Annotated in this window: 28 protein-coding genes; 3 read left to right on the forward strand and 25 right to left on the reverse strand. The window is 36.6% G+C overall.

Annotation, left to right across the window (positions count from 1 at the left end; translation table 11 throughout):
• Nucleotides 1–150 precede the first annotated feature (150 nt).
• The 16 genes from O1A01_RS18330 to O1A01_RS18405 form a co-directional block, all read right to left on the reverse strand.
• Nucleotides 151–291 carry a YqzL family protein gene (locus O1A01_RS18330; protein WP_084380572.1) on the reverse strand — a complete coding sequence of 47 codons (141 nt, stop codon included), beginning with the start codon at nt 289–291 and terminating at the stop codon, nt 151–153.
• A gap of 205 nt (nt 292–496) precedes the next feature.
• Complete coding sequence (gene era, locus O1A01_RS18335) at nt 497–1,405, reverse strand: GTPase Era (RefSeq protein ID WP_270064690.1); 909 nt, start codon at nt 1,403–1,405, stop codon at nt 497–499.
• The gene (locus O1A01_RS18340; RefSeq protein ID WP_270064691.1) at nt 1,398–1,796 is read right to left on the reverse strand and encodes a cytidine deaminase; all 399 of its coding nucleotides are present in this window, start codon (nt 1,794–1,796) and stop codon (nt 1,398–1,400) included. Before O1A01_RS18340 ends, era begins: the two co-directional genes overlap by 8 nt.
• Nucleotides 1,797–1,912: 116 nt before the next feature.
• Nucleotides 1,913–2,227, reverse strand: a complete 315-nt coding sequence (locus O1A01_RS18345; protein ID WP_270064692.1) for a diacylglycerol kinase family protein — start codon at nt 2,225–2,227, stop codon at nt 1,913–1,915.
• Nucleotides 2,228–2,282: 55 nt separating this feature from the next.
• Nucleotides 2,283–2,759 (reverse strand): rRNA maturation RNase YbeY, encoded by a 477-nt coding sequence (gene ybeY, locus O1A01_RS18350; protein WP_270066436.1) that lies wholly within the window; start codon nt 2,757–2,759, stop codon nt 2,283–2,285.
• Nucleotides 2,756–4,972 (reverse strand): HD family phosphohydrolase, encoded by a 2,217-nt coding sequence (locus tag O1A01_RS18355; protein WP_270064693.1) that lies wholly within the window; start codon nt 4,970–4,972, stop codon nt 2,756–2,758. The genes ybeY and O1A01_RS18355 overlap by 4 nt, the downstream gene beginning before the upstream one ends.
• A 101-nt stretch (nt 4,973–5,073) precedes the next feature.
• Nucleotides 5,074–6,039 carry a PhoH family protein gene (locus tag O1A01_RS18360; protein WP_066418663.1) on the reverse strand — a complete coding sequence of 322 codons (966 nt, stop codon included), beginning with the start codon at nt 6,037–6,039 and terminating at the stop codon, nt 5,074–5,076.
• 2 nt (nt 6,040–6,041) lie between these two features.
• Complete coding sequence (gene yqfD, locus O1A01_RS18365) at nt 6,042–7,229, reverse strand: sporulation protein YqfD (RefSeq protein WP_270064694.1); 1,188 nt, start codon at nt 7,227–7,229, stop codon at nt 6,042–6,044.
• Nucleotides 7,230–7,248: 19 nt separating this feature from the next.
• Nucleotides 7,249–7,533: a sporulation protein YqfC gene (gene yqfC / locus O1A01_RS18370; protein ID WP_270064695.1), complete on the reverse strand. Its 285-nt coding sequence runs from the start codon at nt 7,531–7,533 to the stop codon at nt 7,249–7,251.
• Nucleotides 7,534–7,654: 121 nt separating this feature from the next.
• A complete protein-coding gene (locus O1A01_RS18375) occupies nt 7,655–8,281 on the reverse strand; it encodes an NUDIX hydrolase (RefSeq protein WP_270064696.1) in 627 nt (208 codons plus the stop codon).
• Between the two features lie 181 nt (nt 8,282–8,462).
• Nucleotides 8,463–8,975 carry a hypothetical protein gene (locus O1A01_RS18380; protein ID WP_270064697.1) on the reverse strand — a complete coding sequence of 171 codons (513 nt, stop codon included), beginning with the start codon at nt 8,973–8,975 and terminating at the stop codon, nt 8,463–8,465.
• Between the two features lie 56 nt (nt 8,976–9,031).
• Entirely contained in the window at nt 9,032–10,027 is a 996-nt protein-coding gene (gene floA, locus O1A01_RS18385; protein ID WP_270064698.1) for a flotillin-like protein FloA, read from the reverse strand.
• A 30-nt stretch (nt 10,028–10,057) separates the two neighbouring features.
• A complete protein-coding gene (locus O1A01_RS18390) occupies nt 10,058–11,392 on the reverse strand; it encodes an NfeD family protein (protein WP_270064699.1) in 1,335 nt (444 codons plus the stop codon).
• A gap of 161 nt (nt 11,393–11,553) precedes the next feature.
• Entirely contained in the window at nt 11,554–11,997 is a 444-nt protein-coding gene (locus tag O1A01_RS18395; protein ID WP_270064700.1) for a GatB/YqeY domain-containing protein, read from the reverse strand.
• A gap of 16 nt (nt 11,998–12,013) precedes the next feature.
• The gene (gene rpsU, locus O1A01_RS18400) at nt 12,014–12,187 is read right to left on the reverse strand and encodes a 30S ribosomal protein S21 (protein WP_066418648.1); all 174 of its coding nucleotides are present in this window, start codon (nt 12,185–12,187) and stop codon (nt 12,014–12,016) included.
• Nucleotides 12,188–12,346: 159 nt separating this feature from the next.
• Nucleotides 12,347–12,898 carry a flavin reductase family protein gene (locus O1A01_RS18405; RefSeq protein WP_270064701.1) on the reverse strand — a complete coding sequence of 184 codons (552 nt, stop codon included), beginning with the start codon at nt 12,896–12,898 and terminating at the stop codon, nt 12,347–12,349.
• A gap of 80 nt (nt 12,899–12,978) precedes the next feature.
• On the opposite strand from O1A01_RS18405, the gene O1A01_RS18410 reads away from it, so the two are divergent.
• Nucleotides 12,979–13,899 carry a Na/Pi symporter gene (locus O1A01_RS18410; protein WP_066418644.1) on the forward strand — a complete coding sequence of 307 codons (921 nt, stop codon included), beginning with the start codon at nt 12,979–12,981 and terminating at the stop codon, nt 13,897–13,899.
• Between the two features lie 74 nt (nt 13,900–13,973).
• On the opposite strand, the gene deoC is transcribed toward O1A01_RS18410, so the two are convergent.
• The gene (deoC, locus tag O1A01_RS18415) at nt 13,974–14,648 is read right to left on the reverse strand and encodes a deoxyribose-phosphate aldolase (protein ID WP_066418642.1); all 675 of its coding nucleotides are present in this window, start codon (nt 14,646–14,648) and stop codon (nt 13,974–13,976) included.
• Between the two features lie 202 nt (nt 14,649–14,850).
• On the opposite strand from deoC, the gene O1A01_RS18420 reads away from it, so the two are divergent.
• The gene (locus tag O1A01_RS18420; RefSeq protein WP_270064702.1) at nt 14,851–15,198 is read left to right on the forward strand and encodes a serine hydrolase; all 348 of its coding nucleotides are present in this window, start codon (nt 14,851–14,853) and stop codon (nt 15,196–15,198) included.
• Nucleotides 15,199–15,237: 39 nt separating this feature from the next.
• Nucleotides 15,238–15,873, forward strand: coding sequence for a serine hydrolase domain-containing protein (locus O1A01_RS18425; RefSeq protein ID WP_270064703.1), 636 nt, complete (start codon nt 15,238–15,240; stop codon nt 15,871–15,873).
• A 230-nt stretch (nt 15,874–16,103) separates the two neighbouring features.
• Here O1A01_RS18425 and mtaB read toward each other — a convergent pair whose 3' ends face one another.
• The 8 genes from mtaB to hemW all read right to left on the reverse strand — a co-directional run bounded on the left by mtaB (nt 16,104) and on the right by hemW (nt 25,602).
• Nucleotides 16,104–17,477 (reverse strand): tRNA (N(6)-L-threonylcarbamoyladenosine(37)-C(2))-methylthiotransferase MtaB, encoded by a 1,374-nt coding sequence (mtaB, locus tag O1A01_RS18430; protein WP_066420975.1) that lies wholly within the window; start codon nt 17,475–17,477, stop codon nt 16,104–16,106.
• Between the two features lie 12 nt (nt 17,478–17,489).
• Nucleotides 17,490–18,242 (reverse strand): 16S rRNA (uracil(1498)-N(3))-methyltransferase, encoded by a 753-nt coding sequence (locus tag O1A01_RS18435; RefSeq protein ID WP_066420974.1) that lies wholly within the window; start codon nt 18,240–18,242, stop codon nt 17,490–17,492.
• A 13-nt stretch (nt 18,243–18,255) separates the two neighbouring features.
• A complete protein-coding gene (gene prmA, locus O1A01_RS18440; protein ID WP_270064704.1) occupies nt 18,256–19,194 on the reverse strand; it encodes a 50S ribosomal protein L11 methyltransferase in 939 nt (312 codons plus the stop codon).
• 21 nt (nt 19,195–19,215) lie between these two features.
• Complete coding sequence (gene dnaJ / locus O1A01_RS18445) at nt 19,216–20,337, reverse strand: molecular chaperone DnaJ (RefSeq protein ID WP_270064705.1); 1,122 nt, start codon at nt 20,335–20,337, stop codon at nt 19,216–19,218.
• A gap of 195 nt (nt 20,338–20,532) precedes the next feature.
• Entirely contained in the window at nt 20,533–22,374 is a 1,842-nt protein-coding gene (gene dnaK / locus O1A01_RS18450) for a molecular chaperone DnaK (protein WP_066420964.1), read from the reverse strand.
• Between the two features lie 42 nt (nt 22,375–22,416).
• A complete protein-coding gene (gene grpE, locus O1A01_RS18455) occupies nt 22,417–23,034 on the reverse strand; it encodes a nucleotide exchange factor GrpE (protein WP_066420962.1) in 618 nt (205 codons plus the stop codon).
• A gap of 91 nt (nt 23,035–23,125) precedes the next feature.
• Nucleotides 23,126–24,157, reverse strand: a complete 1,032-nt coding sequence (hrcA, locus tag O1A01_RS18460) for a heat-inducible transcriptional repressor HrcA (RefSeq protein WP_066420961.1) — start codon at nt 24,155–24,157, stop codon at nt 23,126–23,128.
• 302 nt (nt 24,158–24,459) lie between these two features.
• The gene (hemW, locus tag O1A01_RS18465) at nt 24,460–25,602 is read right to left on the reverse strand and encodes a radical SAM family heme chaperone HemW (protein WP_066420959.1); all 1,143 of its coding nucleotides are present in this window, start codon (nt 25,600–25,602) and stop codon (nt 24,460–24,462) included.
• Nucleotides 25,603–25,651: the final 49 nt, after the last annotated feature.

Consider the following 25,651-nt stretch of genomic DNA (forward strand, 5'->3'; position numbering starts at 1 on the left):
AGATTATACCTTTCAAAAGAGCTCGATATCCATTTTCATGCCCATGGTGCATATGTTCACATGCAATGATGCCTTCCTTGAGAATGTTACTTCTACAACAAACTAAGGCAATCTACGTATTGTAGATTGCCTTAGGGGTGATTGCTTATATTACGAAATTGGTACATCTCGATGCGCTAGTTCTTCGTCTGTTTCGGGTAATTCAGTTCGATCCTTTTCAAGCTCTTTAAATAATAGATAGGTATCAATATTACCTGTCTCGGTAAAAACTTTCCAGGTAAAATCTAACATCTTTAACCCCACCCTTTCTGTTGTACTAGCAAATGATTTCCAATTCCTCTAAGTGTTTTTCATGTAAATTATTCAGAGGTTTAGTTTATTTACATTGTTCTCACGTCGACGTTTGGAACAACTACACTTAACTGTATGATGACCGTTTTTTACTCTTTTCATGTTATATAAATTTTGTAAAATGTTTAGTCTCCATGAATAACTTTTAATATTCGTCTTCTCTAAAACCAAAGTCTCTTAATTGTGATTGTTTATTTCTCCAATCCTTTTGTACCTTTACCCAAAGTTCCAAAAAGACTTTCGATCCGAGTAATGCTTCAATGTCCACACGGGCACGTTGCCCAACTTCTTTTAAAACTTTTCCTTGCTTTCCGATAACAATACCTTTTTGTGAATCTCTTTCCACAACGATTGTTGCCTGAACATCAATAATATCGCCATTAGGTCTACGTTTCATCGAATCAATTGCCACTGCAATAGAATGTGGAACTTCTTCTCGTGTTAAGTGCAAAACTTTTTCTCTTATCAACTCTGAAACAATAAAGCGTTCAGGATGATCCGTTACTTGATCAGCAGGGTAATATTGTGGGCCTTCTGGAAGAAATTCTTTAATTAAGTCCAACAGCGTCCCAACATTATTCCCTTGTAAAGCAGATATCGGAATAATTTGCTTAAACGGGAATAAAGATTTATAGTGGTCAATTAACGGAAATAGCTCATCAGGGTGCACTTCGTCAATTTTATTAACGACTAAAAATACAGGTGTTTTCGTCTCTTTTAAACGTTCAATGATGAATTCGTCACCTCTACCGTATCCTTCTACCGCGTTTATCATAAAAAGGACTAAGTCTACTTCTTTTAACGTATTTTGGGCAACTTTCATCATGAAATCACCAAGTTTATGCTTCGGTTTATGAATACCTGGTGTATCGATAAAGATAACTTGTGCATCGTTTTCCGTATAAACACCTTGAATTTTATTACGGGTTGTTTGTGGTTTATCACTCATAATTGCAATTTTTTGTCCAATAACTCTATTTAGAAAGGTTGATTTTCCAACATTCGGACGACCAATAATGGAAACAAAACCTGATTTAAAAGCTTGATTATTCATTCATATCCTCCGCTGTAAATGCTCCTGGTAGTAATTCTTCGACAGTTAGTTCCTGAATATCACCTTTTAAGTTCGTTAAGATCACTTTCGTATCTTTTGAACATAATTCGGAAATCACTTGGCGACAAGCTCCACACGGAGGGACAGGTCTATCAGTATCAGCAACAACAGCAATTGCTGCTACTTCTGTTTCCCCTTCTGAATACGCTTTAAACAGAGCAGTTCTTTCTGCACAATTCGTCATGCCATATGAAGCATTTTCTATATTACAACCTTTAAAAACTTTCCCATCACGCATTAGTAAAGCAGCGCCCACTTTAAACTTAGAGTAAGGTACGTATGCTCGTTCTCTTGCTGATTTTGCTTCTTCAATTAATGCATTAATGTTCACAACATGTCTTCCTTTCAGCGGTATACTAACTGTATACCTATATATTATTTTACATGAAACTGAGTAATAAATCATTAGTTTTCTAGGAATTAAATTTAAAATTTAAAATTTTCAATTTATTTAACTAACTGAACAATGTACGGTAAGTATAATATAATGCCAACAACCACCGCAACCACCGCAAAGACTAAAGCCGCAGATGCCGCAACATCTTTTGCTATTTTTGCCAACGGGTGAAAATCTTCCGTTACTAAATCAACAACATTTTCAATCGCTGTATTTATTATCTCTATTACTACCATTCCACCTATTATAAGAAACAACACAACCCACTCAATTTTGGAAATATTTAAGTAAAGAGAGAGAAGTATCATAAAAATTGCAATAATAATGTGGATTTTTATGTTTCTTTCTTTTTTCAACACATACATAAATCCTTCTAGTGCAAAAAAGAAACTTTTCGATAACGACCCTCTAAAACTCTTTTTAGTCTCTTTTGAGGCCATACGCGTTTAAAATATCCTTTTGCTTTTGAAACATTTCCTTTTCCTCTTCTTCTGTTTCATGGTCATATCCTAGTAAATGTAACAAACCATGCACAGCTAAAAAGCCTAATTCGCGTTCAAATGAATGATTGTATTCCTCGGCCTGCTCTTTTGCCTTTTGAATAGAAATAATGATATCTCCGAGGATAGTCGGCTCTTCTTCCGCATACACAATCTCTAATTCTCCCTCTCCCATCTCTTCTAGGGCAAAGGATATAACATCAGTTGGATAGTCTTTATCTCGATATTCTCGATTAATTTCTTGAATGCGTTCATTTGTCACAAAAGTGACGGAGAGTTCCGCATTGTTAGGGACTTTTTCCATTTTAGCCGCAAACTGCAACAAATCTTCTAGTCCTGTAAATTGTTGTTCATTTAACAGTGATGTCTCGTCTACTAAATCGATTTGTAACATTATTTAACCTCCACTTTCTTGTTAGCTGCTTCTGGATATTCTATTCTTGAATGGAATATTCCTTGCAACGTCTCACAGAATGATTGGCTTATTAATTCTAATTCTTTAAACGTTATATCACATTCACTATATTGCTCATCCTGGATTCGGTCTTTAATGATTGCTTTAACAATCGTCTCAATTCTTTCAGGAGTTGGATTGTTTAGCGATCGAACAGCTGCTTCAATGCTATCTGCAGTACCTACAATGGCTGCTTCTTTTGATTGTGCTTTAGGACCTGGATAACGATACTCTTGTTCTTCTACCTCACTATTTTGCTCTTTTGCTTTATGGTAGAAAAACTTCAGAAGGCTCGTTCCATGATGTTCCGCTGCAATATCTATAATTTCTTTTGGCATATTGTGTTGCCTTAATATTTCAGCCCCATCTGTTGCATGGGCTACTATAATATTTTTACTCGTTTGTGGCGGTAACTTGTCGTGCGGGTTTTCTCTCCCCATTTGATTCTCAATAAAGTAATTCGGCCTTTTTGTTTTTCCAATGTCGTGATAATAAGATGCAACCCTTGCTAACAGCCCATTAGCTCCAACTGCCTCACATGCTGATTCTGCTAAGTTAGCAACCATCACACTATGATGATAAGTGCCTGGTGTTTCCATAAGTATTTTTCGTAATAATGGATGGTTCGGATTAGATAGTTCTAGTAATTTCATCGTAGAAAGCATCCCAAATCCTGCTTCAAAAAAAGGCAATAATCCGATTGTTAAAACAGCTGCAACAACGCCAGAACCAACAGCCATTGTAATGTTCGTTCCTAAATTTAACAATCCATTCATCATAAAGAAATTTGTATTTTTAATAGCTAATAAAGATATAATCATCCCAACATTAATTAAGGATATGAACATACCCGCTTGTAAAATAGTTGATCTACGGTTATGTTGGCTTAAAAATAAAACACCCGCAACCGATGATACTAGTAGGTAAATACCTAAAGAATAGTTTAGAGTACCTGGAAATTCATTATAAATGATACTTCCACAAATACCAAAAATAATACTAGTGATCACTGCTGTTCTTTCGTTAATTAGCATTTTCGTTAACATTGCTCCCATTGCAACTGGTGCAATAAAGCCTATTTGAGCCGCGTTTTCAAACTGCTGGAAAAGACTTATCACTTTCATAATAAGTAGTGTAATAGTAAAAATAATTAAATACATCGTTAAATAAGAATTTTTATTATGGCTACTAATTTCTTTCCCGTTAAATAAATAGACTAATGAAGAAAGCATAATAGCAATTAATAACGCTAAACCTATATAAGAAAAAATGGATTTATTCGTATTTAAAAGTCCTGCAACTTCTAATTGTCTATGCAACTCTCTAGTAATTGTTTCTCCTTCTTTTACGAGAAGCTGACCAGTAGCGATTTCAACAGGTTCTACAGCATCTTTTGCTGCTTGACGCTCATCTTGTGTAGCTTTCGAGTCATAAAATTTATTAGGGATTATAGCGATTTTACCAATGTTTATCCCAACGTTACGGATGATGTTTTCACTATCACCTGGAATACTTGTAATCCGCATTTCCGTTTCAAACGATTTACGCGCGTCATCCCTGTCTGCAACCGTTAATATTTCTTGTTGCATCGCATTATGAACAGCCGTAATAGTTGCATTTCTTAATACACTTAACTGATTAAAATCTGCATTTAATAAAGTAATTAAATCCTCTTCTTGTATATCTCTTCTCCAATCACTTGGCAATTTGCTAGTTAGCTTTTCTTGAAGAATAGCCATTTGCTCTTCTAGAGGAATATCTACTTGTTGTATTTCGATTTCGCCTTCTTCATTTAGTACTTCTTGTTCCCCTTGTTTTGCTACCTCTTGCTTCGTTGTCTCAACAGAATCAATAATAATATGGATTCTCTCTACTTGTTGAACAGCCTTTTCCTCATCCAACACGTATACGTGTTCCACTGCACCAGCAGCTTCGTTTCTTTTTTCTTCTGTTTTTTCTGTATCGATTGTAAATTGAGGGGCACGTAGGTTCCGATCAGCCTTATCACCAATGCTTAGCTGTAAATTTTCAGGAGTTACGTTTGAATACATTAGTGCAAACATAATAAGACCAAGTAATGCATATACGATAATATGATAAAATCTGAATTTTTTCAGACGCTTTATATATGTATAAAAGGGTGCATTCCTTCTCATAATTTCCCTCCTTTTATCCATTCATTTGACTTTTTAATAAGCATATAAAATTCTTTACTTTTTGAACAGCTGAAATAGCCCCAAAATATGGGGCTTTTTAATTATTTTTCATTTGTCTTTTCATATGCATTAATAATTTTTGCAACAAGAGGATGACGCACAACATCTGATTGCTCTAATTCGATAAATTTAATACCATTTACGTTATCTAAAATCTTCCTTGCTACAGATAATCCTGATTGAACTCCCTTTGGTAAATCTACTTGAGTAACATCCCCAGTGATCACCATTTTTGAACCGAAACCTAAACGAGTTAAAAACATTTTCATCTGTGCCTGTGTTGTATTTTGCGCTTCATCTAAAATAACAAATGCATCATCTAAAGTTCGGCCACGCATGTATGCTAGTGGTGCAATCTCAATAACTCCTCTTTCAATAAGACGTTGAGTATGCTCGTTTCCAAAAACGTCATGGAGCGCATCATATAAAGGTCGTAAGTAAGGATCCACTTTTTCTTTTAAATCACCTGGTAGAAAACCAAGACTTTCACCTGCTTCTACAGCAGGTCTAGTTAATATGATCCGTTTTACATTACCATTTTTCAATGCACTAACAGCCATTACGACTGCTAAATATGTTTTTCCGGTACCCGCTGGACCAATACCGAAAACTAAATCATTTTTCTTAATGGCTGAAACATATTGCCTTTGTCCTAACGTTTTAACACGAATTGATTTCCCTTTAACGTTTTTCGTAATCTCTTCTTCATAGAGATCTTGAAATGATTGTAAATTGTTTTCACGAGCTAGCTGGACAGCATAAATAACATCGCGCTCTGATATTTTTATACCTTTTCGTATGACCAAAATTAGTTGCTGTAGTATTTGATCTACTATCTCTACATTTTGTGGTTCTCCAGAAACATTTAATGATTCTCCACGTGTAACAATTGATACGTTTAACTCTTCTTCTAATCGCTTTAAATGTACGTCTTGATTTCCAAATAAACTTAATGCTTCATTTGGATTTTCTAATTGTTGATTCATCATGACTAATCCTTCTGACATTTTTAGTCTCCTTGAATGATTGGTTCTGTTTTTACTATATTTTCTATCACTTGGTAATGAATAGCTAATTTTACTTTACCATTCTCTAAACTTTGGTGCAAAACTTTTTCACCTTTAATTACTGCATCTTGGGGTAATTTATTTTCAAGCTCCTCTTTTCCTAACGATAAACCTTTTTCAATCGCTTCTTCCTCACTATATATTGTTTGTATTAATTCTGTTTCATATTGGGATTTTTGGACATAAGATATTGGTAATTTCCACTTCCAAAAGTATAAATATCGCTCTGACTGCTCTTCCTTCATTTCTTCATATTCAGGCTTAAAAAATCCCCAAACTGGAAGAGAAAGTTTCCCCACCTTCACATAATGTTGTTTTTCGTTTTCCCCTGTCAATACATGTAGTGTTTCCTTTAATGGTACAGTTACTGTAGACATATACCAAACTTCACCATATACTTTCCCTTTAGCCGCTATTGCCTTCTGTTCCTCTTCTCTTCCGATGAGTCCAGAAACTAGTAACTGTCCTTCTTTTACATAATCATCACGCGATACTACTGGTTGTCCTTTTTCGACAAACATATCGGTAATTACCGCTTTTTTCTTAGCTACTAAGTTTTGTGGAGAAACGTACTCCTCTTCTCCAGGCTCTGTCTTTTCTACTACTTCGAATGAATAGGATGTCCCATTTAGCTCCACACCAATCCATGTTAATTCTTCAATCGTGTCTGTTAAATGACGTTGTATACTTTCCGGATCTAATAAAAAAAATTGAAACTTTCCTTTTTTTACACCAAGCTTGTTCAATTCTTGGGCAATATGATGTTCTGTTTCTGGATTAGCACCGTTAATTTGGATGCTCCATACCATATTCGAAAGCAAAAATATTGTAATAAAAAATGCTGCGATACCTGCTATAATGCCACTATTTTTCCAAGAATATTGAACAAGGAAAGGAAGACCTTTCCTTGTTAAGAAACGAAATCGACAATCATGTTTTTTAATAATTCTCCTTAAACTTGAAACATCCTTTAGGCGAATATAACAAGTATAATTTTCTATTCCTAATTTTTTTATGTTCCAAATCGAAATATTAGCACGTATACAATCATTTATAAATCGTTCTACCCCTTTACCCTCTATTATTATTTTTACTGTTCCTGAAAAAAAATGAATCCAATCATTTTTCATTATTCTCCACCCCAACTTTTTATTCCGTTAAGTAAATTACTTGACTAATTTTTCCTTCTAGTAAAATTTCTTCCGGCATAATCGTCTTAATAACAAACGCTTCACCTTTGACAAGGAGTTGTCCCTGTTTCAATAGAAGCCTTATTTCAGTGTCAGAAAAAGTTAAAAGCCCACGATGATTTTCAATGTATATATGTATTTGGCCAATCATTGTAATCCTCGGCAGATCCATCATGACATCTGCGGGTAATTCCATATTTTGCGTCACCCAATTATTCATTCTGGCTCGGAATTTCTTGAGCATGGAAAAACCCCCTTTCATCTCATGTGTATGAGAAAAAAGGAGGTCTTATTCCAAAGAATATGATTCTAGCTTCAGCTTTTACAGATGCCGTTCTCGTGAAAAAAAAATGGATTGTATCTGCTTACTTTTCAATTTTTAAAATATGAATAAAATGTTTTAATATTCTTGCTGTTAATCCCCAAATCGTATACTTGTCATAAAAATAAAACCATTCTTCAACTGACCTAGTACCCCATTGATAGTTCGTCCCATTAACGATTTTATCAAAAGGAAAATCTAGCGAAGGTTTTAGTTCAACTGTAACTAAATGCATATCCGGCTTATAGTTCAGTAACCATTTAACTGGTATTGTAAATACCTCTTCCACTTCTTCTTTATTGTAGCATTGGATAATTTCTTTATAATCAACTGCTGCAACAAATGGATAGACAACAAATGTCGGTGAAGCAACATAAGGACTTAATCCTCCTATCACATTCACTTTATTCGGTTGCACACCTAATTCTTCATATGTTTCTCGTAATGCGGCTGCCAGCGGTGAGTCGTCCGAAGCGTCAATTCGACCACCAGGGAAGCTAATATCGCCTGGTTGTCTTCGCATCTTAAATGAACGCACTTCGAAAAGGATATGCCATTCATCATCCACTCGTATTAAAGGTATTAATATGGCGGAACGAAAAGCCGTTTCTTCTCCGATAAATATTGATTTATTATGATGTAACTGGCTCTTCAGTTTTTCTAGAAACATGAATCCTCCCCCCTTTGTGTGTACCTATGTTATAAAAAATTAGGCGCATCCCTTTAGACCTGCAAGAAAAGACTGTTCCAGTAGAAGTTATCGTTCTCTTGATCATGAAGTTAGCCAGGGCTTAAGTGACTTAGCTAGACGAGGACAAAAAAGAGACTGCACAAAAGCAGTCTCTTTTTCTTTACCTACCTCTCCTTTGAAGGTGAGGTGGTCGGTAAGGCTTTTGGGCTCTCGGTTGACCAAGAATTTCTGACCATATTACCCCATTTACAACTTGTTTTCTAGATATTTCGTGGTGGTGTTTATACACTTTACCTTCTGATGTTTGAAGTTCTGTTTGTAGAATAGGACTATCTTTCGGAATTTCAAAATCCAGCACTCTTTCTACTTTAGATTGCTCTCTAACAGGCTCCACTTTCATCACTTTCTCTTCTTTTGGTGGATAGAAAGTATCTCTTAACTGCTTTTCAAGCTCTTCGGCCTTTTCACCAAAAATATCAAAATCCCAATTATATTCTTTTTCCTCGTTCGCAGTCTGTTGCTGCGTTTGCTGGCCAGCCTGTTGTTGTCGCTGTGGCCTCGGTTTATTAGTTTGTTGCTGTTCTTCACCTTTTTTCCGAAACAGACTAGATAGAATACCAATTAAAATAAACAGTATAAGAGGGTTCGAAAAAATCCATTCAATTATATTCATGAAAAGGAGTAAGCCTCCCTTCTTTATTTATAAAGGGACAATAGTGCCCTTTTAAATTATTTTCCATCTTCTTCAGATTTATTATCCGTTAATTTCCCAATGGAGTCTCTCATATCTGTGTCAGCAGTAATGTTTTGGATATTCATATAATCCATAACACCAATGTTTCCTGAACGTAATGCTTCTGCCATAGCTAGTGGTACATCTGCTTCTGCTTCCACAACTTTTGCACGCATTTCTTCTACACGAGCACGCATTTCTTGCTCTTGTGCAACCGCCATCGCACGACGTTCCTCTGCTTTAGCTTGAGCAATCTTTTTATCGGCTTCTGCTTGATCAGTTTGTAATTCTGCACCGATGTTTTTACCGATATCAATATCAGCAATATCAATGGAAAGAATTTCAAAAGCAGTACCTGCATCTAAGCCTTTGCTTAATACTGTTTGAGAGATTAAGTCTGGATTTTCTAATACTTTTTTATGATCATGAGAAGAACCAATTGTACTTACAATACCTTCACCAACACGAGCAATAACTGTATCTTCTCCAGCACCCCCGACTAAACGGTCAATGTTTGCACGCACTGTAATACGAGCTTTCGCTTTTACTTCAATACCATCCATTGCAACCCCAGCAATAAACGGTGTTTCGATTACTTTAGGGTTAACGGACATTTGTACTGCTTCTAGAACGTCACGACCTGCTAAGTCAATCGCAGCAGCACGTTCAAAGTTAATTTCAATGTTTGCACGATGAGCAGCAATTAAAGCATTAACTACTCTATCTACGTTACCACCTGCTAAGTAGTGACTTTCAAGTTGGTTAGTAGTAACTCCTAAACCAGCTTTATGCGCTTTAATTAATGGATTAATAACGCGACTTGGGATTACTCGACGTAATCTCATCCCAACTAATGTGAAAATACTTACACGTACACCTGCAGCTAATGCGGAAATCCACAGCATTACTGGTACGAATGTTAATAAAACAGCTAAAAAGATAATAGCTAACGCAATCGCTACGAGAACGATTAAAGTTCCTGGATCTTGCATGTGATTACCTACCTTTCGTTAATAAAAAATTTATTTAGATGAAGAGATTTCACGAACAACTATTCGTGAGCCTTCAGCTTTTACTACTGTAATATCTTTATTTGCATCAATATACGTTCCTTCCGTTACAACGTCTATTCTCTCATTATTGATAATAGCTGTACCAGAAGGTCTTAACGTTGTTAATGTTTTTCCTTTTTGTCCAACGAGATCTATCCTTGATATGTTGGAAATATATCCTTGCTCTGTACTTGTCGAGTCTCTTAAAACGATACGGTCAAATACTCGTATTCTTTTGCCGAATACTTTAAATATAATAACCATCACAATAATCGTCACTGTTAACGCAAATAGTAGGGACATTCCCATTTGCATAACATCATCTGTTGCGAGGAAGAAGCTAGTAATAACGGCACCTAGACCGATAATACCTAAAATTCCTCCTGGTACAAATAACTCTAGCACAATGAGCACAATACCTAAAATGAATAGAATTAAAGTTTCCATTCCTGCTAATCCCGCTACTAGATGTCCATAGAAAAACAATAATAATGCACTAACTCCCATTGCACCCGGAATTCCGAAGCCTGGTGAGTATAACTCAAGAACTAAGCCTAGTGATCCGATTGTAATTAGAATAGATGCAACCATCGGGTTCGTAATAAAACGAGCTATTTTTTCAGCAAACGAAACTTCTGCTTCCACAATATTTGCATTTTCCAAGCCAAGTGTCTTTAAAAGTTCTTCTAAACTTGTAACAGTACCTTCGGAATAGCCTACTTCTAATGCAGTAGTTGGTCCTAATGTTAGTAATTTACCTGTAGGTGCACCAACTTCCGAAGCATCTACATCCACGTCTAACATTGCCTCCGCATATTTAGGATCCCTGCCATTATGCTCTGCTGCATCTCTCATTTCTCTTAACCATAAGGATTGCGCTTTATCATCTGCCGCGTTTCCATCTTGAGTAATAACAGCAGCTGCTCCCATTTTCCCGCCTGGTGCAAAATAAATTTGATCTGTATTTAGAGCAATATAAGCTCCAGCAGAAATAGCCCAAGTATTTACAAAAGAAACGGTAGTAATATCAGTAGAATGGATGATTCTTGCTATGTCAGTTGCTGCATCAACAGCACCACCTGGGGTATGCAAGTCGAAAACAATTAAATCAGCTGCATCTTGTTCAGCTGCTTTTATCGATCTCTCCATAAACATCATTAACCCTTTTTCTACTGTATCATGTACCGGAATTACGTGAACGACCGGTTCAGCTCCGCTTGTCTTACTAGGGATTAATGAAGGAATAAGAAGAATTATACCTAATAACAACGTAAATAATGAGCCCATTCGAAAAAACTTTCTCATGAATGAACGTACCTCCCTCCAACTGTATATAGGATTTCCAATCATACTAAGTAATACGCAGCATGGCGGAAAAGGTTTCAAAAAAATAAATATCCTATTATGTATTTTACCGTGTTTATGAAAAAATAGCACCTTACAAGGTAAGGTGCTATTTTCATTTGTTATGAAAGATGTTGTTGGACAATCTTATTTACGAGGCTTCCATCTGCTTTTCCTTTTACTTTCGGCATAAGCGCGCCCATTACTTTACCCATTTCTGCTTTAGAGGAAGCATTTACATCAGCAATTGTTTGTTTCACAATCGCTGCAATTTCTTCTTCTGAAAGCTGTTCTGGCATATAGTGTTCGACAATTATAATTTCCGCCTGTAATTTATGAACCAAGTCTTCACGACCGGCCTTATCAAATTCTTGGAGGGAGTCTTTACGTTGCTTTAATTCACGAGACAAAACAGTAAGTTCTTCGTCTTCAGACAAATCTTTACCGAGCTTAATTGCTTCATTTTGCAATGTAGATTTAACCATACGAATAACAGAAAGTTTTTCTTTATCCTTATCTCTCATTGCTTGTTTCATATCAGAGTTTAAACGTTCGAGAAGACTCATTACTTACACCCTCTTTTTACCATTTACGCTTTCTAGCAGCTTCAGACTTCTTCTTACGCTTTACGCTAGGCTTTTCATAGAATTCACGCTTTCTCGCTTCTTGTAACGTACCAGTTTTGGAAACTGAGCGTTTGAAACGGCGAAGAGCATCTTCTAACGATTCGTTTTTACGAACTACAGTTTTAGACATTCTAATTCCCTCCCTCCAGAACAACCACTTGCATTATCAACAATAAACATGTTCCTATAATGAAAAAACAATAGAACATGTACTGTTCAAGTATAATATATTCATCTTTTAAGGTCAACATTATTCGCTTAATCAATGAATAATACGTGAAATCGTCCTTTACTTTTTATATAAATCAATGATTGTAGCACGCTCATTTGCAATTAAATATTTGGATCGACCTAAGTATAATGGGATATTCAAATTCTCCCACTGTGGTAAGCCGTCTTGTGTAAATAAGGAAACATCCTTATAAAAGCATGTGATTTCACCGACAAAAAAATCGTGATCACCGTAAGTATTTTGATCAATTACTTTACATTCATAAGCAATATATGCATCTTTCAATATCGGGGTTTCGATTGTCTCGCCTTTTGTGAAAGATAGTTGAGCAAACTTGTCTACATTTTCTCCTGAATTTGATCCAACAAATTGAATGATTTCCGCCTTATCTGCAGGTACAAAATTAATTGCAAATTGTTTGCTGTTTTCGATTAAATGGTGCGTGTATCTCTCTTTAGCAACCGCTACTCCGTAAATCGGTGGCTCGTAAGAAATATATGTATGCCAGCCAGCAGCCATTACGTTTCGTTCTCCATTCCATTCAGCTGTCACAATTGCTACCATACCTGGGTAGCTATGCATAACTGTATTATCTATCCTTTTTCGCAAATAAAAAACTCCTTTCTACGTAAACTTCTTGTCATTGATTTTGTACTTGTCCATATATATGGAAGTAGAGGTGGTGTTATTTGATATCTATTATATCGTTATTTGCTGTCTTCTTAGCTATTTTTCTTTTCGGTATGACTTCGATGCGAACAGGACTTTATCATTTATCTGAAAATAAATTACAAGGGTGGTTGCTTGCTGTAACAGACAAGCCATGGAAAGGAATGTTGGTCGGGGCTGGAATAACTGCGATCATTCAAAGTAGTTCGGCTGTTATGGTTATTACAATTGGCTTAGTAGCCGCCGGGTATTTATCATTCTATCAATCGATTGGGGTTATGCTTGGAACAAATATTGGGACAACTATTACAGCTGAACTTATTACTTTTAATATAGATTCGTATATCGTCCCGCTCTTAATAGTTGGGGTACTTTTAATGATATCTAAGAAGAAAGTAATATTTAGTATCGGTACTACCCTTTTTGGGTTAGGCTGTCTTTTTGTTGCAATGAATGGCTTTGAAAAACTAGCTTTTCCACTGTCGGTAATTCCAGCGGTCCAATCATTTATTTTAGAGGCAAACGAAACGGTACTCTTTGGAGCGTTTATTGGGACAGTTCTTACCGCTATTATTCAATCTAGTACTGCTACTATTGGTATTAGTATGAGCTTTCTTACGAATGACATTCTAACCATCCAAACAGGGATTGCCATCATGTTAGGAGCAAACATCGGTACATGTGTAACTGCTATTTTAGCCTGTATCGGCTCCATTAAAGAAGCAAAACTAGTTGCTTTTGCACACGTTTGGTTGAATGTTATTGGAGTGTTAGCGTTTCTTCCCCTTATAAATGGGATGAGTGATATCGTAATGAACCTTGCTTCAAGCCCCGAGGTACAGTTAGCTCATGCAAGTTTAATTTTCAACGTGTTATGTTCTGTAATTGCTTTACCACTTGTAAAGCCGTTCGCAAAGTTTGTCACAAAGCTTCATACGTGAAAAACTCGCTTTGATGAAAGCGAGTTTTTTACATGAAGCGCTTCGTCACGAGAACTCCTGACTAGCGAATGTTTCTAATAATCACTATTAGATTCTAATCCTTTTACAATCGCAATCCCTGCACTAGCTCCAATACGAGTAGCTCCTGCTTCTACCATAGCTCTTGCACCTTCTGTGTCACGAACACCACCGGAAGCCTTAACACCAATTTCTGGTCCAACAGTCTTTCTCATTAGTGCAATATCTTCAATAGTTGCACCACCAGTAGAGAAACCAGTTGACGTTTTTACATAATCAGTTCCAGCTGCAACAGCTAGTTTACAAGCTCTTTCTTTTTCCTCGTCATTTAAAAGGGAGGTTTCAATAATTACTTTCGTTAACGCTTTTCCTTTCGCAGCGTCTACAACTGCGCGAATATCACGTTCAACTAATTCGTCATCGCCATCTTTTAGTGCACCAATATTAATTACCATATCTACTTCCGTTGCACCGTTTTCAATTGCATTCGCTGTTTCAAAAGCTTTTACTTCTGGAGTAGTTGCACCGAGAGGAAAGCCGATAACCGTACAAACTTTTACGCTTTCACTATCCTTTAATAAATCCGCACAAGTTTTTACCCAAGTAGGATTTACGCAAACGGAAGCAAAATTATACTCTTTTGCCTCTTGGCATAGTTTCTCTACCTGTTCTTTCGTTGCATCCGCTTTCAATAATGTATGGTCGATCATATTTGCTAATTCTTGATTCATTTTATGTACTCCTTCCAATTTAAAAGGTCTGACCTCTAACATGATATCATTTATATCAATATTTGTATACTACACAATTATTATTACCCGAAAGAATGAAAAATTTTAATTTAATATTACATATTTACAATCCGTTACGAAAATAATACAATATTGCTAAATATTTCCTAAATATTTTGAATTATTCGCAAAGGGGGATTTAATGAAAAACACAATTTTATTTTTATTCTTTTTTATTTGTTTAGTAGCTGGTGCTTATTTATATTTTATTAACCAACCTAGTAACCAGGAGCTATTGTACAAAGAGCTTGAGAGTAAAGACGGGGTACAAACGATGCTTATTATTAAAAATGGGGAAATTATTGAAGATCACGCTTTTAGAAACTTGCCTTTAGAGCCTCATTCAAATGATTCATTTTATCAAATTAACTCCATAACAAAAAGTATCGTTTCTATTTTAATCGGTATCGCCATTGAAGAAGGATTTATTGAAAGTGTAGAGCAAAGTATTGAGGAATATATACCAGAAATAAGGGATTACGAAAACTAAGATCATTTAAAAAAGATAACGATTCATGATGTCCTAACGATGAGAACAGGACTTCAGTGGGAAGTAATTAATGAAAGTACATACAGATCATTCAGCGATCGAATCCCCTACGTATTAAATCAACCTGTCGAAACGGACCCTGGCACCCGTTTTAGTTATAATTCTGGTACTTCTTATCTCTTATCGGTCATTATTGGTAGATCAACTGGGAAGGACGCACTTACTTATGCAGAAGAAAAGCTGTTTAAACCATTGAATATTACGAAATATAGGTGGGGGGAGAATGACAAGGAAGGTAATCCAAATGGAGGCAGAGGAATGTATTTACAACCTTATGATCTAGCAAAGATAGGAACATTGATGCTACATGAGGGAGTATGGGAAGGGAAGCAAATAGTTCCTAGTAATTGGGTGAAAGAAAGTACTAGAACTCAATTGGAATTAATAACTGGAATTTCAGAAGGCTATGGTTACAAATGGTACACCGCTTCTCATAACAACATCTCATATTACTTAGCAAACGGTGCTTACGGTCAACGATTATATGTCATTCCAGAACTAAAAATTGTTGCAGTTTTTACAGCTTCAATAGATGACAGTAAAGATCCTATTTATGAAAAAGCCGTAAAAAGATACATAATTGACGGTCTTGGCTCCGGGAATTATTACGAATAGAAAGAACAAAAGCGCAGGCGCTTCGTTCAGGCCCGTACAAACTGGACTGTTACGGTTGTGATAAAGGAAACACGGCGACGGAGGAGCCGATGTTGACTTATCGTACTTCGGATAAGGGAAGTTTGATAGGGCCTAAGCGCCGGAGCTGGATGTAGCAACACAAAGTTAGTAGTTATCCACAACTTTCCACTTTTATAATTTCCTAAACGATGAAAAAAGCTCCTAATTGTTTAGGAGCTTAATTTTACATCTTCTATTCTTTCATTAATAGAAGTAAGGTCATCTTCTAAAACACGTAAAAATTGACCTTCATTATATGGGTAACCAGCCTTTGTGATTTTCACTCTAACTAGTTTACCAACCATTTCTTCACTTGCCTCAAAGACAACCTTTAAATAGTTATCTGTATAACCAACATATAAATTGCTATTCGGCTCTTCTTTAAATTTCTCTTCCGGAATTACTTCTAATACTTCATTTTCAAAAATAGAAGCGTATTCCTTTGCTAATTGATCAGATAGAGAAATTAAACGATGAACTCGTTCATTTTTCACTTCTTCGTCAATCTGGTCTTCCATTCTAGCCGCTGGTGTTCCTGTACGTTTAGAATATGGGAAAACGTGAAGCTCAGAAAACTTATGTTCTTTAATAAAGTTATATGTTTCCATAAATTCTTCTTCTGTTTCACCCGGGAATCCAACAATTACGTCAGATGTAACAGCTAGGCCAGGTAGTGCTTCTTTTAGACGTGTTAATCTTTCCGCAAAAAATTCCATTGAATATTTTCTTCTCATTCGCTTTAATACAGTATCGGAACCTGATTGAAGCGGAATATGGAGATGACGAACGACCATTTTTGAATTCCTTAAAACTTCTATTACTTCATCTGTAATTTGGCTTGCTTCAATGGAAGAAATACGGATTCGTTTTAAGCCTTTTACTTGCTCTTCTAAATCGCGAAGAAGCATGGCTAAGTTATAATCTTTTAAGTCTTCTCCGTATCCTCCAGTATGAATACCAGTTAAAACGATTTCCTTATAACCTGCATCCACTAATTGTTGTGCTTGTTTTACAACTTCTTTTGGATCACGAGAACGCATTAACCCACGAGCCCATGGAATAATACAAAATGTACAGAAATTGTTACATCCTTCTTGAATTTTAAGGGATGCACGTGTACGGTCTGTAAATGCCGGTACATCTAACTCCTCATAAACACGAGATTTCATAATGTTACCAACACCATTAATCGGTTGGCGCTCTTGTTTGTATTGTTCAATGTACTCTAACATTTTCACACGGTCTTGTGTTCCAACAACAATATCAACACCTGGGATTGCCATAATTTCTGCCGGAGATGTTTGTGCATAACAGCCTGTTACACAAATAACCGCATCCGGATTTTTACGAATGGCACGTCTAATAACTTGACGACTTTTTTTATCTCCCGTATTTGTAACGGTACATGTATTAATAACGTAAACATCTGCAGTTTGTTCATATTCTACACGGTCGTATCCTTCCGCTTTAAATAGCTGCCAAATTGCTTCTGTTTCATAATGGTTTACTTTACAACCTAATGTATGAAATGCGACAGTCGACATTTCCCGCTCACCTCACAGTAATTCAAATTGGTACGAAATAGCAGCAAGTCCGTAAAGAGGTGCTGTTTCCGTACGTAGTATGCGTGGACCTAACGCACAGCTTATAAATCCATGCTCTTTTAATTTATCAACTTCTTTTTCCGTTAAGCCACCTTCTGGCCCAACAACAAGAAGAATGGATTCGTTCGGTTTTATCTTTTGTAAAGTTGTCGCAAAAGCAGATTTTTCTCCAACCTTCGCATCCTCTTCATAGGCTACTATTTTATAGTCCCATTCTTTACTTTTCTCCATTAGCTGTTGAAAAGTGAGAGGAGTCTCTACTTTAGGAATAAAGGAACGATGTGATTGCTCTGCAGCCTCTTTGGATATTTTGTTCCAGCGGTCTACTTTTTTTGGACCTTTTTTTTCATCCCACTTAACGATTGAACGAGCAGCAATAAAAGGGATAAAATGATGAGCACCTAATTCTGTCCCTTTTTGGATAACCAATTCTAATTTATCCCCTTTAGGCAACCCGTTCGCAATTGCCACACGAACAGGTAATTCGCTTGTGGTCTCCAACCATTTTACAACATCTACCTGGACTGTATCACTGGTAATTTCGACTATTTTTGCGTGAGCAGTTTTCCCGGATTCTGAACATGAGCATAAAAGTTCATCTCCAGTTTTCATCCGTAAAACACGAGTAATATGATGAACGTCATCTCCCACTATTACAATGTTATTATCATTTATTTGGTCGTTGCTAATAAAATAACGTTGCATCATGTTCCCTCACTTATCTTTTTTTCGCAATAAAAGCAACCCAGTCTTCCATCATCATCGTTTCTTGTATTGTAAAACCGACTTTTTCTAAATTTTCCTTTACTTCTTGCTTTTTTGTATGAATAATTCCAGATGAAATAAATGTACCACCTGGTGTTAACAGATTGTATACATCATCTGTGAATCGTAAAATAACTTCGGCCAATATGTTTGCTACTACTACATCTACCGGTCCTTTTACACCATTTAATAAATTACCTTGACGTACTGTAACGGTATTTTGAGCTTTATTTAACTTAATATTAAGTTTAGCTGCATCTACAGCCACTTCATCTAAGTCTAATGCGAGCACTTCTTTTGCGTCTAACATTGCTGCAGCGATAGACAATACACCAGAACCGGTACCTACATCGACTACCTTTTCATTCCCTTTGATTGTATCTTCTAACGCTTGAATACAAAGAACAGTTGTCGGGTGAGTACCTGTACCAAAGGCCATTCCTGGATCTAATTCAATAATTTTTTCATCAGTGCTAACAGGTTCGTACGTTTCCCACGTAGGAACAATAGTAAATTTTTCTGAAATTTTTACGGGGTTATAATATTTTTTCCATGCAGTAGCCCATTCTTCTTCATTGACCTCACTAATTGAGATGTTGTTTAGCCCTAAGTCAATATCAAAAAGTAGTAAATTGTTAATAGACTCTTTAATAGCATCTACTGTTTCACCTAAGAAACTATTCACTGGCAAATAGGCTTTAATAATAACACCTTCTGTTGGAAAATCATCAGGATTGAGTTGATAGATTTCTCCATACATATCTTCACGTTCTTTCGTTAATTCAAATGGATCCTCAATCACCACACCACTCGCACCAGCTTCATGCAAAATGTTCGAAATCGGTTCAACTGCTTCATTTGTTGTATGGATACTAATTTCCGACCATTTCATACTACCAACTCCAATCCTTCATTATTCTCCTTTAAATGCCCGCTTCATTTTTGCAAAAAAGCTATCTGCTTGTTCATCAGGCGTTTGACCACTAATTTCTGCAAATTCACGTAATAATTGCTTTTGCTTTTCCGTTAATTTTGTCGGTGTTACGACGCGGATTCGGATATGTTGATCTCCTTGTCCGTAACCTCTAACATTTTGAATTCCTTTGCCACGCAAACGGAAATTTGTACCTGTTTGCGTACCCGCAGGAATTTTTAGTTTTACTTTTCCATGAAGAGTTGGAACTTCCACTTCGTCGCCAAGTGCCGCCTGTGCATAAGTTATAGGCATTTCACAATATACATCGTCGCCATCTCTTTCAAAAAATTCATGTTCACGTACTTGGAAAACGATATATAGGTCACCTGCAGGTCCACCGTTTATTCCAGCTTCCCCTTTTCCAGCAACACGTAATTGTTGTCCATCATCGATACCAGCTGGTACTTTCACAGAAATTTTGTTGCGCTTCTTCACGCGTCCATTACCGCCACAAGAAGTACATTTATTAGGAATCGATTTACCTGTTCCTTGACAGCTAGAACATGTTCTTCTATTTACAATGCGACCAAATGGTGTATTTTGTTCGACACTTTCTTGCCCAGTTCCACGACAGTGTGAACAAGTCTCAACCTTCGTACCTGGTTTAGCACCTGTACCATTACATGTATCACAGCTTTCTTCTACAGGTATTTCAATATCAGTATTCTTTCCAAATGCCGCTTCTTCAAACGAAATAGTCATCGTATATTGCAAATCAGATCCTTGGCGAGGCGCGTTTGGATCACGTCGACGACGACCACCACCTCCAAAGAAAGTGTCAAAAATATCTTCAAAGCCAAAGCCACCAAAATCAGCTCCGCCGCCTCCGAACCCTTGATTTGGATCCGTATGACCAAACTGATCATAATGAGCTTTTCTTTGATCGTCACTTAACACTTCATAAGCTTCTTTCACTTCTTTGAATTTCTCTGCAGCATCTGCATCTGGATTAATATCTGGATGGTATTTCTTTGAAAGCTTTCTGTATGCCTTTTTTATCTCCTCTTTAGAGGCGCTTTTACTCACACCGAGCACTTCATAGTAATCGCGTTTACTCATTAATACCCACTCCCGATTATTCACATAAAGGTTATTGTATCTCACCTGTATTATGTTTTGCAATAAAAATAGTTGACTGATATGACATAAGGGTGAGAATGTGACTTTTATTTAAATGTTCTTTATATTAAGGTTTCCCTCCAACATGAAAAAGAAAGTCAAAGCTACCGCTTTGACTTTCTATATAGTTGTAGCTTACTTCTTGTCGTCGTTCACTTCTTCAAATTCTGCATCGACAACATTGTCATCTGCATTTCCACCTGCTTGAGCACCTGCATCAGCACCTTGTGCTTGCTGTGCAGCTTGTTGTGCTTGCTCGTATAGCTTCATAGAAAGTTGTTGCACGATTTCTTGAAGAGCATCTTTCTTTGTACGAATCTCAGCTAAATCGTTCTTTTCGATTGCAGCTTTTAATTCTTCTTTAGCATCTTCAGCTTTTTTCACTTCTGCTTCGTCTACTTTACCTTCAAGGTCTTTTAACGTTTTTTCAGTAGTGAATACTAATTGATCCGCTTCGTTACGAAGTTCAACTTCTTCTTTACGCTGTTTGTCAGCTTCAGCATTCTCTTCTGCTTCTTTCACCATACGTTCTACTTCTTCGTCAGAAAGTCCTGTACTAGACTTAATCGTAATAGCTTGCTCTTTATTTGTACCTAAATCTTTTGCACGTACGTTTACGATACCATTTTTATCAATATCAAAAGTAACTTCGATTTGAGGTACTCCACGTGGAGCTGGTGGAATATCCGTTAGTTGGAAACGACCTAACGTTTTATTATCAGCTGCCATTTGACGCTCCCCTTGAAGAACATGGATATCTACAGCTGTTTGGCTGTCAGCAGCAGTTGAGAACACTTGAGATTTACTTGTTGGAATCGTAGTATTTCTTTCAATAAGTTTTGTAAATACGCCGCCCATTGTTTCAATACCTAAAGATAGTGGTGTTACGTCTAATAATACAACGTCTTTCACATCACCAGTTAAAACTCCACCTTGAACAGCAGCACCAAGTGCAACCACTTCGTCAGGGTTTACACCTTTATGTGGATCTTTTCCTGTTTCCTTTTTAATTGCATCTTGTACAGCTGGGATACGAGTAGATCCACCAACAAGAATTACTTTATCAAGCTCAGAAGCACTAATTCCAGCATCTGATAATGCCTGGCGAACTGGCTTCATCGTACGTTCTACTAAATGAGCAGTTAACTCATCAAATTTTGCACGTGTTAATGTTAATTCTAAATGTAATGGTCCTGCTTCACCAGCAGTAATGAATGGTAAAGAAATTTGTGTGCTAGATACACCAGATAAGTCTTTCTTTGCTTTTTCAGCAGCGTCTTTTAAACGTTGTAACGCCATTTTATCTTTAGAAAGATCGATACCATTTTCTTTTTTGAATTCAGCTACTAAGTGGTCAATTACTACTTGGTCAAAATCATCTCCACCTAGACGGTTATCACCAGCTGTTGAACGAACTTCGAATACTCCGTCTCCTAATTCAAGGATGGATACGTCGAAAGTTCCTCCACCAAGGTCATAAACTAGAATTGTTTGGTCCTCTTCCATTTTGTCTAGGCCGTATGCTAACGCAGCAGCAGTTGGCTCATTAATAATACGTTCTACTTCTAAACCAGCGATTCTACCAGCATCTTTTGTAGCTTGACGCTCAGCATCATTAAAGTAAGCAGGAACTGTAACTACCGCTTTCGTTACAGGCTCTCCTAAATACTCTTCTGCATAGCTTTTTAAATGTTGAAGAATAATAGCAGAAAGTTCTTGAGGTGTAAATTGTTTACCTTCAACCTCTTCTTTATGATCTGTACCCATATGACGTTTAATAGACATAATTGTGTTAGGGTTTGTAATTGCTTGACGTTTTGCAACTTCCCCAACTTGTCTTTCACCATTTTTAAATGCGATAACAGATGGCGTTGTTCGATTTCCCTCAGGGTTAGGAATAACTTTTGGTTCGCCACCTTCAAGGACAGCAACACAAGAGTTTGTAGTTCCTAAGTCTATACCAATAATTTTGCTCATCTTGATTTCCTCCTATAGCTCTTATCTTTATGTAAATGAAGTTTATTGAGAAACTTTAACCATTGCAGGTCGAATAACACGATCTTTTAGAATATATCCTTTTTGGAATACTTCAACAACCGTATTTGACTCATGCTCTTCATCTTCTACAGTCATTACTGCTTGATGAACGTTCGGATCAAATTGCTTTCCTACCGCCTCAATAGCTTCCACACCTTCTGTTTTCAATGCTTCTACTAGTTGGCGATGAACCATTTCTACCCCTTGAAGGATTGATTTAACTTTTTCATCATCAGTGTTGACTTGTAATGCTCTTTCAAAATTATCTAGCGCAGGTAATATGTCAGTTACTAAATTTTGCGCACGATATTTTTGAGCAGCTTCTTGGTCAAGTCTTACTCTTCTTCTAAAGTTATCAAAGTCTGCTTGAAGTCGGAGAATACGATTCTCACTATCTTCTAATTTATTTTCCAGCTCAGCAATACGTTCCTTTGCACTTGCTAGTTCAGCATCTTCATTAGAGTTTAGAGCTTCTTCTTCGCTTACAACTTGCTCTTGCTCTTCCGTAAGCTCATTTGTTTCTTCAACAATTTCTACTGTATTATCTTTTTCTATTGTCAATGGTTTCACCTCCCTTAAAAGAAATAATAATTTTACCATTCTTCTCTATATTTTGTAAAATAATTGAATAAAACAGACGTGGATAAGTAAGGGTGTTTCCCTTACCTACCCCTATTCAATATTTCCAACGCTAACCTTTTTGATACAAGGAAGAGACTGCATTCGTCAAATCGGAACTTACTAGTTTCAATAGACTAACTACTCGTGCATACTCCATTCTAGTTGGTCCGAGTATTGCAATCGTTCCTAATTGTTCCGGACCAATTGAGTATGTAGCAGTAATGAGACTACAATTTTCTAGCCCTTCCATGTTAGTTTCACTTCCGATTTTTATATTAAGGCCAGCTTCTTTCGCACGGATGAGTTGATATAAGTCTTTCCCTTGCTCAATTAACAGCATTAGTGATTTGACTTTATTAATATCATTAAATTCAGGTAATGAAAGCATATTTGTTTTACCACTAGTAAAGATGTTTTGTGTATCATTAATTTGCAATGTAGAATTTAACGATTCCATTACTAGCTCATAGTTACTTATATGTGAGCGTAGTATAGTTGCTACTTCTTTATACAGTTTGTTCGTTAATTCTACTAGCGGAGCCCCTACTAGACGATCGTTTAATATGTTTACCATTTTTTCAATATCTGATGGTGAAACATTCGTCGGAAACGTTATCGTTCTATTTTCGACATGACCTGTATCTGTTACGAAAATTGCTACAGCTTTATCATTGCTGATAGGAACGATTTGAAGTCTCTTTAGCTTATTTTCATGAACAGCCGGACCTAATACAATGGATGTGTATTGGGTTAAATCAGACAAAATTTGCGCTGATTTTTGGATAACTTTTTCTAACTCATAAATTTGTTCTCGAAATAATGATTTTACTTCTGATACTTCGCGTACCGATAGTCGGTCTGGAGATAACAAATGATCGACATAGTAACGATATCCTCTTTCAGAAGGAACACGACCTGAAGAAGTGTGAGGTTTCTCAATAAAGCCTAATTCTTCTAAGTCTGCCATCTCATTTCGGATCGTTGCAGAACTAAACGTTATTTCTTCTTTTTTCGACAACGTTCTGGAGCCAACCGGTTGTGCAGAACGGATAAAGTCGTCAATAATTACTTGTAATACTAACAACTGGCGTTCCGTTAACACGTTTCATCACCTCTGTTAGCACTCCTAAACATCGAGTGCTAATTCTATAATTAAATTACCAAAATGCCATTACTCTGTCAATGGATATGCAATATGATTTATTGTTAAATTTGAATGGTTCTGCCCTGAAAATAGGTTGGAGTTATGATTTAATCCGTTCCTCTTCGCTACGAGAACTTGCTTTCCGCGGGGAGGGAGTCAAGTTCCCTACGCTCCGAGTCACTCACGGTTCTAAACTGTAAGAGTCTTCACTCTAATTTCATATTACATGGTGCAAGCTTTACTATCGCGGAGGTCTTCCCTTAATTTACCCCAATAAATGATTGGAACACTTCGTTTCCGAGAAATTTACCCTTTTTCGTAAGAGAAAGTTGGTCGCCGTTCCACTGCAATAAGCCTTTTTCTATATGCTCTTGAATTTCTTTTGAAAAAACATCATCGAGTGCCTTACCGAATTTTTCCTTAAAATGACCTTTGGATACCCCTTCTGTTTTTCTTAAGCCGAGGAACATTTCTTCTTCCATTTGTTCTTGAACTGTTACATTATGTTCTTCTTTATAAGGAAAACCTGTTTCATCAATTGATTTCATGTAATGTGTTAGCGGACCAACATTAGCTCTTCGGACTCCTTGAACATAGCTATGCGCACCGGCACCAATGCCGTAATATTGTTCGTTCGCCCAATAGGTGATATTGTGCCTGCTCTCCAGTCCTACTTTAGCAAAATTACTTATTTCATATTGATGATAGTTATGCTTGGCCATTTCTTCCAATAATACTTCATACATACGTGCTTCCTCTTCTTGTGATGGTAGCGGAAGTTTACCTTTATTCATTAAATTATAAAAGACTGTTTTTGGCTCAATAATTAATGAGTATGCAGAATAATGCTCCATTTCTAGCGCAAGAGCGGTTTTTAGCGTTTCTTCAAAATCTTCTACTGTTTGATCTGGTAAGCTATAAATAAGGTCAATACTAATATTTTCAAACCCTACTTCCCTTGCATTTGTGATCGATTGAAAAACATCTTTTGCTCGATGAGAACGTCCAATTCTTTTTAACAACTCATCGTTAAAACTTTGTACTCCGAAGCTTAGGCGATTAACGTGGAAATCTTTTAACACCTTTAGTTTATCGTTAGTTAAGTCTCCAGGGTTAGCTTCAAATGTAAATTCCACCGTATCTTTTTGAAATGGTAGATGCTCATGAATGGATGTTAAAAATACTTCGAGCTGACTAGCAGATAAGGAAGTTGGCGTTCCTCCCCCTACAAAAATAGTATCGAGGTTTTCTGTAGGGAATCTTTCCACCGTTTTTTTCATTTCTACATCCATTTGTTGCAAGTATTCGTCCACCGGCTGGTTTTTTAAAAACACTTTATTAAAGTCACAATAGTGACAAATATGCTCACAAAAGGGTATATGCAAATAGGCAGCTTTTATCACTTATCTCACACTTTCTTGTTTAGATTATATATAGAAAAAACCGCAGTTG

It is taken from the genome of Sutcliffiella sp. NC1, from assembly GCF_027594365.1.
GTDB classification, from domain to species: domain Bacteria; phylum Bacillota; class Bacilli; order Bacillales; family Bacillaceae_I; genus Sutcliffiella; species Sutcliffiella cohnii.

What these genes read in the sequence shown, in the direction of transcription:
- grpE (WP_066420962.1), bottom strand. Translation starts at nt 23,034, where the DNA reads ATGGTAAAATTATTATTTCTTTTAAGGGAGGTGAAACCATTGACAATA.
- O1A01_RS18390 (WP_270064699.1), bottom strand. Translation starts at nt 11,392, where the DNA reads ATGAGAAAGTTTTTTCGAATGGGCTCATTATTTACGTTGTTATTAGGT.
- O1A01_RS18380 (WP_270064697.1), bottom strand. Translation starts at nt 8,975, where the DNA reads ATGAATATAATTGAATGGATTTTTTCGAACCCTCTTATACTGTTTATT.
- O1A01_RS18355 (WP_270064693.1), bottom strand. Translation starts at nt 4,972, where the DNA reads ATGAGAAGGAATGCACCCTTTTATACATATATAAAGCGTCTGAAAAAA.
- O1A01_RS18345 (WP_270064692.1), bottom strand. Translation starts at nt 2,227, where the DNA reads ATGTATGTGTTGAAAAAAGAAAGAAACATAAAAATCCACATTATTATT.
- yqfD (WP_270064694.1), bottom strand. Translation starts at nt 7,229, where the DNA reads ATGAAAAATGATTGGATTCATTTTTTTTCAGGAACAGTAAAAATAATA.
- dnaJ (WP_270064705.1), bottom strand. Translation starts at nt 20,337, where the DNA reads ATGAGTAAACGCGATTACTATGAAGTGCTCGGTGTGAGTAAAAGCGCC.
- O1A01_RS18425 (WP_270064703.1), top strand. Translation starts at nt 15,238, where the DNA reads ATGAGAACAGGACTTCAGTGGGAAGTAATTAATGAAAGTACATACAGA.
- yqfC (WP_270064695.1), bottom strand. Translation starts at nt 7,533, where the DNA reads ATGCTCAAGAAATTCCGAGCCAGAATGAATAATTGGGTGACGCAAAAT.
- rpsU (WP_066418648.1), bottom strand. Translation starts at nt 12,187, where the DNA reads ATGTCTAAAACTGTAGTTCGTAAAAACGAATCGTTAGAAGATGCTCTT.
- O1A01_RS18375 (WP_270064696.1), bottom strand. Translation starts at nt 8,281, where the DNA reads ATGTTTCTAGAAAAACTGAAGAGCCAGTTACATCATAATAAATCAATA.
- O1A01_RS18360 (WP_066418663.1), bottom strand. Translation starts at nt 6,039, where the DNA reads ATGTCAGAAGGATTAGTCATGATGAATCAACAATTAGAAAATCCAAAT.
- O1A01_RS18420 (WP_270064702.1), top strand. Translation starts at nt 14,851, where the DNA reads ATGAAAAACACAATTTTATTTTTATTCTTTTTTATTTGTTTAGTAGCT.
- floA (WP_270064698.1), bottom strand. Translation starts at nt 10,027, where the DNA reads ATGCAAGATCCAGGAACTTTAATCGTTCTCGTAGCGATTGCGTTAGCT.
- dnaK (WP_066420964.1), bottom strand. Translation starts at nt 22,374, where the DNA reads ATGAGCAAAATTATTGGTATAGACTTAGGAACTACAAACTCTTGTGTT.
- O1A01_RS18395 (WP_270064700.1), bottom strand. Translation starts at nt 11,997, where the DNA reads ATGAGTCTTCTCGAACGTTTAAACTCTGATATGAAACAAGCAATGAGA.
- O1A01_RS18330 (WP_084380572.1), bottom strand. Translation starts at nt 291, where the DNA reads ATGTTAGATTTTACCTGGAAAGTTTTTACCGAGACAGGTAATATTGAT.
- era (WP_270064690.1), bottom strand. Translation starts at nt 1,405, where the DNA reads ATGAATAATCAAGCTTTTAAATCAGGTTTTGTTTCCATTATTGGTCGT.
- O1A01_RS18435 (WP_066420974.1), bottom strand. Translation starts at nt 18,242, where the DNA reads ATGCAACGTTATTTTATTAGCAACGACCAAATAAATGATAATAACATT.
- prmA (WP_270064704.1), bottom strand. Translation starts at nt 19,194, where the DNA reads ATGAAATGGTCGGAAATTAGTATCCATACAACAAATGAAGCAGTTGAA.
- mtaB (WP_066420975.1), bottom strand. Translation starts at nt 17,477, where the DNA reads ATGTCGACTGTCGCATTTCATACATTAGGTTGTAAAGTAAACCATTAT.
- deoC (WP_066418642.1), bottom strand. Translation starts at nt 14,648, where the DNA reads ATGAATCAAGAATTAGCAAATATGATCGACCATACATTATTGAAAGCG.